The sequence below is a fragment of the Micromonospora sp. NPDC049891 genome (genome assembly GCF_040660295.1).
Taxonomy (GTDB): domain Bacteria; phylum Actinomycetota; class Actinomycetes; order Mycobacteriales; family Micromonosporaceae; genus Micromonospora.
On record NZ_JBFAML010000034.1, the window covers coordinates 54136 to 63841 of the forward strand.

The following is a 9706-nucleotide window of genomic DNA, read 5'->3' on the forward strand; positions in this document are numbered from 1 at the left end:
AACTCGTATCGATCTGATGGCTCTACCGTCCGCGGCACTGTGCGACAGGCGGGCGCTCCCTGGGCAGCCGTCCGGCGCACCGTGCCGGAGCCGCTACGGCGGACGAGGGTGCCGGCATGGGCGGCGTGAACGGCGCCGCTGGCGAGGTGGTACCGCTGGCCGGTGGCGTGCCGCACGCCATGGCCACTCAACCGGCGGCCGTCCAAAACGATCAGCCGACCGCCAAGCGGCCGATCCCCCGTCGAGGCGGCGTACCTGACGCTGACGATCGTTGCCCCGCTGTCCCGCGGCGCGGCCGTCCGATCCGGCTACCAGCCGTCCAGTGCCGACCGGACCACACTGATCGAATCGGCACGGTGGCTCGCCACCCAACCCGCCTTCACCGGAACGGCAACCGGTCTCCTGGTTGACCTCAACCGACTGGACAATCTCGACGAGATCGCCGACCTGTGCGCAAGCCGACCCATCCTCGCGGCCCGCACCGCCGAACGCATCGGTGTTCGCCTGCGAAGCCTCCGCGAGTGGCCCCGCGGCGCACCGGGTCATCGACACCCTCGCCCCTCTGCTGGCCCTGGCGCCGGTACGCAAACGGCCGGTCGAGCAGATCGCGATCGTCGACGGCACGCTGGTCCCCACCCGCGACCATCGCCTGGCCGCCCGGAGCAAGAACTACCGGTACTCGACGAACCTGCAGGTCGCCATCGACGCCAGCACCCGCCTGGTCGTCGCTGTCGGCGACCCGCAGCCCGGCAACCGCAACGACACCATCGTCTACCGCACCTCCGGCATCGCCGAGAAGTTGGACGGGCGGCCGGTGATGGCCGACGGCGGCTACCGCGGCAACCCCGAGGTGATCATGCCGTACCGCAAGCCTGCCGACGGCACCGACCTGCCCGCCTGGAAAGAAGCACTCAACGTCGAACACCGCACCGTCCGCGCAGGGGTCGAACACGCCCTGGCCAGGATGAAGTGCTTCACGATCCTGCGCGACTACCGCCGTGCCGCCCACACATTGGCCGACGCCGCTTCCGGCATCGCCAACCTCCACAACATCATCCTCGCCGGCTGACCACCGGGCCGGTGCCGGGCAACTCCTTCACCCAGTTACGAGACGTCCCTTAGGACCCGCCCGGTCATCAGAACCGATATAGGAATCCGCCGCTCTCGCCACCAGCGTGGATTAAACGTCCAGTCAGGGGTGTGCCGGAACCGGCGAACCTGCCGTCCCACTCGCACCTCCCATACGTCGGTGCCCAGGCCACCGAAGCTGGTCCACCCCCACCGTTCTGTGTACAAGATCGCCGCGAGCCGCTTCACGAGACAACTCAGGTCCACGGCTGGAGAGCGTCAGGCCTCTGCCTCCTTCGGCTCCATTTGCACGTACCCCCGGGCGACGAAGAACCGCTCGAGCAGGTAGCACCACCACAGGAGGATCAGGCCGGGCGCCACGAACACCGCGGGCATGAAGTTCCAGATGGCGACGCCCCCGAGGACCACGACGATCCCGAGCAGGAACGTCAGGCTGGGCGTCGTCAGCCCCAACGTGAGCCCGTTGAGCACCTGGCGCCAGGTGGGGTTGGTGAAGCGGGCTACGAGGGGGAGGCACCAGAAGACCAGGAGCAGGAGGAAAAGTCCGACGACAATGAGCGGCACCCAGACCTCGGCCAGCCCGCGAGTGGGCAGGTAGGAGAGCGAGAGGATGCCGACGGCCGCGACCGGGACGGCCAGCAGACCGACGACGGTCGCCTGCCTCCAGCTCTGCCGCAAGGCCTTCGAAGCAATGGCCCGGACGCCACCGTCCTTGCCCAGGACGTACCGGCGGCACACCTCGTAGGCGACCACCGTTCCCGCTCCCGCCGTCACGACAAGGCCGAGGCTCAGGAGCCAGAACAGGCTGATCAGGATGATGGAGCCGAGCGAGTCCAGGATGCGCCACAGTCGCGACGCGGGGTTGAAACGGAGAATGGTCGGGGCCTTTCAGTGTGCGCAGTTGCGGGTCCTGAGGACGGGGTCGGCCTCCTGCGGCGGGCGGGAGGCCGACGCGATCAGCCCTTCACGGAGCCGATCATGAGACCGGACACGAAGTGCTTCTGCAGGAACGGGTAGACGAACAGGATGGGGACGGCCGCCACCATGGTGATCGCCGACCGCAGCGCGATCGGTGTGGTGACCTGCCCGCCAGAGGCCGTGGCGCCCGTGGCGGCCACGGAGTTCACGCCGGCGTTCATCGAGCTCGACAGCAGCTTCTGCAACTCGTACTGCAAGGTGGTCAACGCCGGATTGCCCGAGGCGTAGAGCAGGGTGTCCAGCCAGGCGTTCCAGCTGCCCACCGCCACGAACAGACCCACCACGGCCAGCGCGGGCTTGCACAGCGGCATCACGATCTGCCACCACGTGCGGAACTCGCCCGCACCGTCCATCCGTGCCGACTCGATGATCTCCTCAGGGATCGACTTGATGTACGTGCGCAGGATGATCAGGTTGAACGCGCTGATGATCGTCGGCACCCAGTAGGCCTGGAAGGTGTTCAGCATGCCCAGGTCCTTGATGAGCAGGTAGTTGGGGATCAGCCCGGCGTCGAAGTACATCGTCAGCACGAAGATCACGGTGATCGGGCGGCGGAAGATGAACTCTGTGCGGCTGAGCGCGTAGGCGAGCATCGAGGTGAAGAACAGGTTTGTCGCCACCACCACGACCGTCTTCAGGACGCTCATGAAGAACGCCTGGTAGATCGTGTGCATGTTGAACACGACGTTGTAGTTCTGCAGCGAGAAGTCCCGAGGCCAGATGCCGATCCCGCCACGGACGGCGTCCATGCCGTCGTTCAGGGAGATGGCGAGCGTGTTCAGCAGCGGGTAGACCATGACCGCCGCGAGGGCCAGCAGGAAGGTCGTGTTGAGCGTCGTGAAGATGATCCGCTCGGTCGTCCACTTGCGACGCCGTGACCCGCCCCGTGATGCGCGCCGCGCCAGAGGCTTCGCGACAGTGGTGCTTGACATGAAGTCCTCCTAGACCAGCGTCTCTTGGTTGAGGCGCTTGGCCGCTTGGTTCGCCGCGCCCACCAGGATGACGGCGACGATGGTCTTGAAGATGCCCGCGACGATGGCGAGGCTGTAGTTGCCCAGCTCGTAGCCATAGCGCAGCACGAAGACGTCGATGGTCTCGGACCTGTCGGACACCAGGCCGTTGCCGAGGAAGTACGGCAGCTCGAAGTTCGTGGACAGGATCCAGCCGCTGTTGATGATGAGCAGCACGACGATCGTGGGCCTGATGCTCGGGAGCGTGATGCTGAACATCTTGCGAAAGCGGCCTGCTCCGTCGACCTCGGCGGACTCGTACAGGCTCGGGTCGATCGCGGTGATCGCGGCCAGGTAGATGATCGTGTTCCAGCCCAGCTCCTTCCACAGGTTCGTCCCGGCGACGATCCCCCAGAAGTAGTTCGGCTCGGTCAGGAACAGGATCGGTTGGTCGATGATGTGCAGGCTCATGAGGCCCTGGTTGATGAACCCGCCGGAGGAGGGCAGCGAGAGCGCCACCGATGCCATGCTCGCCACGATCACCCAGCTGAGGAAGTGGGGCATGTAGGTGATGTTCTGAAGGACTCGCTTGAACGGCAGGTTCTTGACCTCGTTCAGCAGCAGCGCTAGGACGATGGCCCCGAGGGTACCGACGGTCAGGGTCAGGACCGACTGTCCTATCGTGTTGATCACGACCCGGATGAACCGCTCACCCATGACACCGGTGAACAGGTTGTAGAAGTTCTCGAGGCCCACCCACTGCTGGTTCCAGAGGCTGCGGGGACCCGGCCAGGGGCTGCTGCCGCGAGCCGGCTTGAAGTCCTGAAAGGCGATCGCCCAGCCGTAGACCGGGACGTACTTGAACAGGATCTGGTACAGCAGCAGCGGGACGGCCATCGCGAGCAGGGCTCGCTGCGCCCAGACCAGGTCCCAGGTGATCTTGCGCTTGGGATCCTTCGCTGCGTTCTTTCGGGCCTTGCGGTTCTGGGCACGCGAACTGCTCGCGGGCTCCGGGGCCGGTTCGAGCCCGGTGGCGGTCACGGGGATGCTGACCGTGGCGTCCGTCATCTGTCCAACCTCGTCGTCAGGAGCAGTGGGTGGTAATCGCGCTGGCGCAGGCCGATGTGGCGGTGGCGATGAACTCCGGCACCCAGGCCGCCAAAGAGGCGGGCAACATGGTCGATCTGGATTCCAACCCGACCAAGCTGATCGAAGTGGTACACATCGGCAAACAGATGCTGATGACGCGCGGCTCGCTGACCACCTTCAGCATCGCCAACGACGTGGCCAAATACTTCGCCATTATTCCGGCGGCGTTCGCGGCCACCTATCCGCAGCTGAACGCGCTGAACGTGATGCACCTGCACTCCCCTGCCTCCGCCATCATGTCGGCGGTGATCTTCAACGCCCTGGTGATCGTGTTCCTGATCCCGCTGGCGTTGAAAGGGGTGAGTTACAAACCGCTGAGCGCCGCGGCCTTGCTGCGCCGCAACCTGTGGCTGTACGGGGTCGGCGGCCTGCTGGTGCCGTTCGTCGGCATCAAACTGATCGACCTGATCCTGGTCGCGCTGCACGTCGCCGGTTAACCATTGAGGGAAATGAACATGACGTATTTACGACCTGCGCTGGTGATGCTGATCCTGCTGACGTTGATCACCGGCATCGCCTATCCGCTGCTGACCACCGGGCTGGCGCAGCTGCTGTTTTCGGGCGCGGCCAACGGTTCGCTGCTGTACCAGGGCGACAAGGCGGTCGGCTCCGCACTGATCGGCCAGAACTTCACGCGCGCCGACTATTTCTGGGGCCGCCCATCGGCCACCGGCGATTCGGCCTATAATTCGCTGGCCTCCGCCGGCAGCAACCTGGCGGCCACCAACCCGGCGCTGGATAAGGCTATCGCCGAGCGCGCAGCGCAGCTGCGCCAGGCCAATCCTGCGATGAGCGGCCCGATCCCGGTCGATCTGCTGACCGCCTCCGGCAGTGGGTTGGATCCGCAGATCTCGATCGCCGCGGCGCGGTATCAGCTGGCGCGGGTCGCGGCGGCGCGTCATTTGCCGCCGAAACAGGTCGCCAAACTGATCGAAGACAACACCGATCGGGCCACGCCCAACTTCATGGGCGAATCGGTGGTGAACGTGTTGAAGCTGAACCTGGCGCTGGATGCGTTGAAGTAACGCGCCGTATTCAGCATAGTGATAGGGTTCGGCATGCCGAACCCCTTTTTGCTTGGTAACACAAGGAATTGTCATGGTCGAAGAAGAACAGCAGCGTCCCGATCCCGACAGCCTGCTGGCGCTGGCCAATGAAAAACCGCGCGGCCGGTTGAAGGTATTCTTCGGCGCCTGCGCCGGCGTCGGCAAGACCTACGCCATGCTGCAGGAGGCCCAGCGCTTGCGCGCTCAGGGGCTGGACGTGTTGGTCGGCGTGGTGGAAACCCACGGCCGCAGCGAGACCGCCGCCCTGCTCGACGGCCTGGCGCTGCTGCCGCAAAAGCGCATCCAGCATCGTGGGCGACTGGTGCAGGAATTCGACCTCGACGCCGCGTTGGCGCGCCACCCAGCGCTGATCCTGATGGACGAACTGGCGCACAGCAACGCCCACGGTTCGCGCCACCCCAAACGCTGGCAGGATGTGGAAGAGCTGCTGGACGCCGGCATCGACGTGCTGACGACCGTCAACGTGCAACATTTGGAAAGTCTGAACGACGTGGTGGGCGGCGTGACCGGCGTGCGGGTGCGCGAAACGGTGCCCGACCACGTGTTTGACGAGGCCAGCGAAGTGGTGCTGGTCGATCTGCCGCCGGACGATCTGCGCCGACGGCTGCACGAAGGCAAAGTGTATATTCCCGGCCAAGCCGAGCGCGCCATCGAGCACTTCTTCCGCAAAGGTAACCTGATCGCCCTGCGCGAGCTGGCGCTGCGCCGCACCGCCGATCGGGTCGATGACCAGATGCGCGAATTTCGTGACACTCAGGGGCGCGAGAAAGTGTGGCACACCCGCGACAGCATTCTGCTGTGCGTCGGCCACAACAGCGGCAACGAAAAGCTGGTGCGCATCGCCGCCCGGCTGGCGGCGCGGCTTGGCTGCCACTGGCATGCGGTCTACGTGGAAACCCCCAAGCTGCACCGGCTGCCGGAAAACCAGCGCCGCGCCATTCTGCGCGCGCTGCGGCTGGCGCAGGAACTGGGTGCCGAAACCGCTACCCTGGCCGATCCGTCCGAAGAGCGTGCGGTGCTGCGCTACGCCCGCGAACATAACCTCGGCAAAATCATCATCGGCCGCCGCAGCGAGCAGCGCTGGAAGCTGCGCGGCAGCTTCGCCGATCGCCTCGGCCGGCTGGGCCCGGATCTCGATCTGGTGATCGTCGCGCTGGAGAGCGACGCCGCACAGCCGCCGCCGGGCAAGGAGCACGACGGCCGCAGCTTCAATGAGAAATGGCGCATGCAGCTGCGCGGCTGCGCGGTGGCGGTGGCGCTGTGCGCACTGATCACCCTGCTCTCGCAGTGGCTGCTGCCGGGCTTCGATCAGGCCAACCTGGTGATGGTCTACCTGCTCGGCGTGGCGATCGTCGCACTGTTCTTCGGCCGCTGGCCATCGGTGCTGGCAGCGGTGATCAACGTCGCCAGTTTCGATCTGTTCTTCGTTCAGCCTGAATGGTCGTTCGCCGTCAGCGATATGCAGTATCTGCTGACCTTCGGCGTGATGCTCGCCGTCGGCATCATCATCGGCAACCTGACCGCCGGGGTGCGTTATCAGGCCCGGGTGGCGCGCTATCGCGAGCAGCGGGCGCGCCATCTGTACGAAATGTCGCGCGGGCTGAGCCGCGCGCTGACCGTGGCCGACATCGCCAACACCAGCCGTCATTTCCTCTCCAGCAGCTTCCAGGCGAAAACCGTGCTGCTGCTGCCGCAGGAAGGCGGCCGGCTGCAGCAAATGGTCGGCGAGGAAGGCGGGCTGCTGTCGGTAGACGAAGCCATCGCGCGCTGGAGTTTCGATAAAGGCTTGCCGGCCGGCGCCGGCACCGACACCCTGCCCGGCGTGCCTTACCAGTTGCTGCCGCTCAATACCCCCAAGCAGACCTTCGGCCTGTTGGCGATCGAGCCCAATAACCTGCGCCAGCTGATGGTGCCGGAACAGCAGCGGTTGCTGCAAACCTTCGCAGTGCTGATCGCCAGCGCGCTGGAACGACTGCACCTGGCGCGCAGCGCCGAAGAAGCCTAGCTGGACGCCGAACGCGAACAGCTGCGCAACTCGCTGCTGGCGGCGCTGTCGCACGATCTGCGCACGCCGCTGACGGTACTGTTCGGCCAGGCGGAAATCCTCACGCTGGACCTGGCGGCCGAAGGCTCCAATCACGCCACCCAGGCCAGCCAGATCCGCCAGCAGGTGCTGAGCACCACCCGGCTGGTGAACAACCTGCTGGATATGGCGCGCATCCAGTCCGGCGGTTTCAGTCTGCGTAAAGAGTGGCAGTCGCTGGAAGAGATCGTCGGCGCTTCGCTGCACATGCTGGAGCCGCTGCTCAGCCAGCATCCGATCGAGGTCGAGCTGCCGCCGGAACAGATCCTGGTCAACTGCGACGGCAGCCTGCTGGAACGGGTGTTCACCAACCTGTTGGAAAACGCCAATAAATACGCCGGCGCCGAGGCCACCATCGGCATTCGCGCCCGCACGCTGCCCGAGTGGCTGGAAGTCGAGGTCTGGGATAACGGCCCCGGCATCCCCGCCGATCAGCTGCAGCTAATTTTCGACAAGTTTTCACGCGGCAATAAAGAGTCGGCGATCCCCGGCGTCGGCTTGGGGTTAGCGATTTGTCGTGCCATTATTGAAGTGCATGACGGCCGCATCTGGGCGGAAAACGGCGCCAACGGCGGCGCCAGCTTCCGCTTCGTGCTGCCGCTGGAAAAACCGCCCGAGATCGACGGCGACGCCTTCGATCTGTAATCAACGCAGGGGAAACGTGAGCATAACGCCAACCAACATTCTGATTGTTGAAGATGAAAAAGAGATCCGCCGCTTCGTGCGCACCGCGCTGGAGAGCGAAGGTCTGCGGGTATTTGAAAGTGAAACGCTGCAGCGCGGGTTGATTGAAGCCGGCACGCGCAAACCGGATCTGATCATCCTGGATTTGGGCTTGCCGGACGGTGACGGGCTGAGCTACATCCGCGATCTGCGGCAGTGGAGCGCCATTCCAGTGATCGTGCTGTCGGCGCGCAACGCCGAAGAGGACAAGATCGCCGCGCTGGATGCCGGCGCCGACGACTACCTCAGCAAACCGTTCGGCATCGGCGAGCTGCTGGCACGGGTGCGGGTCGCACTGCGCCGCCACTCAGCTAACCAACAGGAAAGCCCGCTGGTGAGCTTTTCGGCGATTACCGTCGATCTGGTGAATCGCCGGGTGCTGCGCAACGACGAAGATCTGCATCTGACGCCGATCGAGTTTCGCCTGCTGGCGGAGCTGCTGGCCAACGCCGGCAAGGTGATCACCCAACGCCAGCTGTTGAGCCACGTCTGGGGGCCGAACTACGTGGAGCACAGCCACTATCTGCGCATCTACATGGGCCATTTGCGGCAGAAGCTCGAAGCCGATCCGGCCCGGCCCAAACACCTGCTGACCGAAACCGGCGTCGGCTATCGCTTCATGCCTTAACCCCGGTGGGCACGGTTTGCCGCGCCTTTACGCCGCCGGGCCCTTCTTCAATCCGACCATAAATTCCTTAAACGCCTCGCGCAGCGGAGCGAACACCGGGTGTTTGCGGTTTTCGATCATCACTTCGGAGAACAGCTTCAATCCTACGGCGAAGGCCGCGCTCTGCTCGGGGCCGAAGTTCAGATCGTCACGCGCCCGAATGCGCTCGACGATCTCGAGAATATCGTCGTGGTTGGTCACCTCAAAACTCAGCGGTGCTTTCTCGACGGGGTTGCCCTGGCGATCGCTCAGGGCTTCAACGGTAATGTTAAAACGGTGGCCGGGCATCAGTTCTTCTCCTGCTGCGTGGGTTGAATATGCATTTCGCTTTCGATCGCCGCCACGGCGGTCAGCAACGCGGCGTTGATGCGCTCCACCTGCTGCGGCGTGAGATCGGCGCGCATCACGTTGCCGCGCAGCAGGCTGCGCAGACGGTTCATGGCGTCGTAGATGCCTTCCGCCAGGTTGCCGTGCCGATGATGCTCGCGGCCGGCGCCCGCCAGGCGCGCCAGAATGACGTCAACCACCTGTTGATGCTTTTGCAGCTCGCCCTCGCCCGCCACGGTGATACGGTAGCTTTTGCGGCCGTTGCCGGTGGTGAGCGGCTCAAGGAAATCCTGTTCTTCCAGCAGCGTCAGCGTGGGGTAAATCACCCCCGGGCTCGGCACGTACAGGCCGGATGACGCTTCCTCGATCGCCTTGATCAATTCGTACCCGTGGCTGGGCTTGCGCGCCACCAGCGCCAGCAACACCAGGCGCAGATCGCCGTGTTCGAACAGACGATGACGCCCGCCCCGGCCACCACGCCCACCTCGGCCGTGTTCTTCGCCTTCGCCGCCGAAGTGATGGCGCCCGCCGCGATGACGGCGGCCCTCTTCGCACTCATGATGGTGGTGGTGATGCCGGTGTAAACCTAATCGATGAAACATAAGGTGATACCTCGCTTAACAGTGAACATCAATACGAGGTTGTTTAGATATATCTAAACAGCGTCGATAGC

General features: G+C 64.6%; 10 protein-coding genes and 2 pseudogenes. 7 read left to right on the plus strand and 5 right to left on the minus strand.

What is annotated here, in order from left to right; genetic code table 11:
- Nucleotides 1-529: 529 nt before the first annotated feature.
- Nucleotides 530-1069: pseudogene (locus AB0I71_RS28775) on the plus strand (transposase family protein); the annotation flags it as partial.
- Nucleotides 1070-1347: 278 nt separating this feature from the next.
- On the opposite strand, the gene AB0I71_RS28780 reads toward AB0I71_RS28775, so the two are convergent.
- The 3 genes from AB0I71_RS28780 to AB0I71_RS28790 all read right to left on the minus strand — a co-directional run bounded on the left by AB0I71_RS28780 (nt 1348) and on the right by AB0I71_RS28790 (nt 4085).
- Nucleotides 1348-1938: a hypothetical protein gene (locus tag AB0I71_RS28780; protein WP_357589896.1), complete on the minus strand. Its 591-nt coding sequence runs from the start codon at nt 1936-1938 to the stop codon at nt 1348-1350.
- 107 nt (nt 1939-2045) lie between these two features.
- Nucleotides 2046-2999, minus strand: a complete 954-nt coding sequence (locus tag AB0I71_RS28785) for a carbohydrate ABC transporter permease (protein WP_357589879.1) — start codon at nt 2997-2999, stop codon at nt 2046-2048.
- A 9-nt stretch (nt 3000-3008) separates the two neighbouring features.
- Entirely contained in the window at nt 3009-4085 is a 1077-nt protein-coding gene (locus tag AB0I71_RS28790) for an ABC transporter permease subunit (RefSeq protein WP_357589881.1), read from the minus strand.
- A 38-nt stretch (nt 4086-4123) separates the two neighbouring features.
- Between AB0I71_RS28790 and AB0I71_RS28795 the strand changes: the two are divergent.
- From AB0I71_RS28795 to kdpE, 5 genes and pseudogenes are all read left to right on the plus strand, one after another.
- A pseudogene (locus AB0I71_RS28795) lies at nt 4124-4603 on the plus strand (potassium-transporting ATPase subunit B); the annotation flags it as partial.
- 12 nt (nt 4604-4615) lie between these two features.
- Nucleotides 4616-5191: a potassium-transporting ATPase subunit KdpC gene (gene kdpC, locus AB0I71_RS28800; protein WP_357589883.1), complete on the plus strand. Its 576-nt coding sequence runs from the start codon at nt 4616-4618 to the stop codon at nt 5189-5191.
- 73 nt (nt 5192-5264) lie between these two features.
- Nucleotides 5265-7238, plus strand: a complete 1974-nt coding sequence (gene kdpD, locus AB0I71_RS28805; RefSeq protein ID WP_357589885.1) for a two-component system sensor histidine kinase KdpD — start codon at nt 5265-5267, stop codon at nt 7236-7238.
- A 36-nt stretch (nt 7239-7274) separates the two neighbouring features.
- Complete coding sequence (locus AB0I71_RS28810; RefSeq protein WP_357589898.1) at nt 7275-7961, plus strand: ATP-binding protein; 687 nt, start codon at nt 7275-7277, stop codon at nt 7959-7961.
- A 16-nt stretch (nt 7962-7977) separates the two neighbouring features.
- Nucleotides 7978-8667 carry a two-component system response regulator KdpE gene (kdpE, locus tag AB0I71_RS28815; RefSeq protein ID WP_016928747.1) on the plus strand — a complete coding sequence of 230 codons (690 nt, stop codon included), beginning with the start codon at nt 7978-7980 and terminating at the stop codon, nt 8665-8667.
- Between the two features lie 27 nt (nt 8668-8694).
- Here the strand turns inward: kdpE and AB0I71_RS28820 are convergent, their stop codons facing one another.
- Both AB0I71_RS28820 and AB0I71_RS28825 read right to left on the minus strand, forming a co-directional pair.
- On the minus strand, nt 8695-8994 hold the full coding sequence (locus AB0I71_RS28820) for a DUF3861 domain-containing protein (RefSeq protein ID WP_004939927.1): 300 nt from the start codon (nt 8992-8994) through the stop codon (nt 8695-8697).
- Nucleotides 8994-9458, minus strand: coding sequence for a PadR family transcriptional regulator (locus AB0I71_RS28825; RefSeq protein WP_357589888.1), 465 nt, complete (start codon nt 9456-9458; stop codon nt 8994-8996). The genes AB0I71_RS28820 and AB0I71_RS28825 overlap by 1 nt, the downstream gene beginning before the upstream one ends.
- Nucleotides 9459-9473: 15 nt before the next feature.
- On the opposite strand from AB0I71_RS28825, the gene AB0I71_RS28830 reads away from it, so the two are divergent.
- Nucleotides 9474-9617 (plus strand): hypothetical protein, encoded by a 144-nt coding sequence (locus tag AB0I71_RS28830; RefSeq protein ID WP_357589889.1) that lies wholly within the window; start codon nt 9474-9476, stop codon nt 9615-9617.
- The last annotated feature ends 89 nt before the right edge of the window (nt 9618-9706 follow it).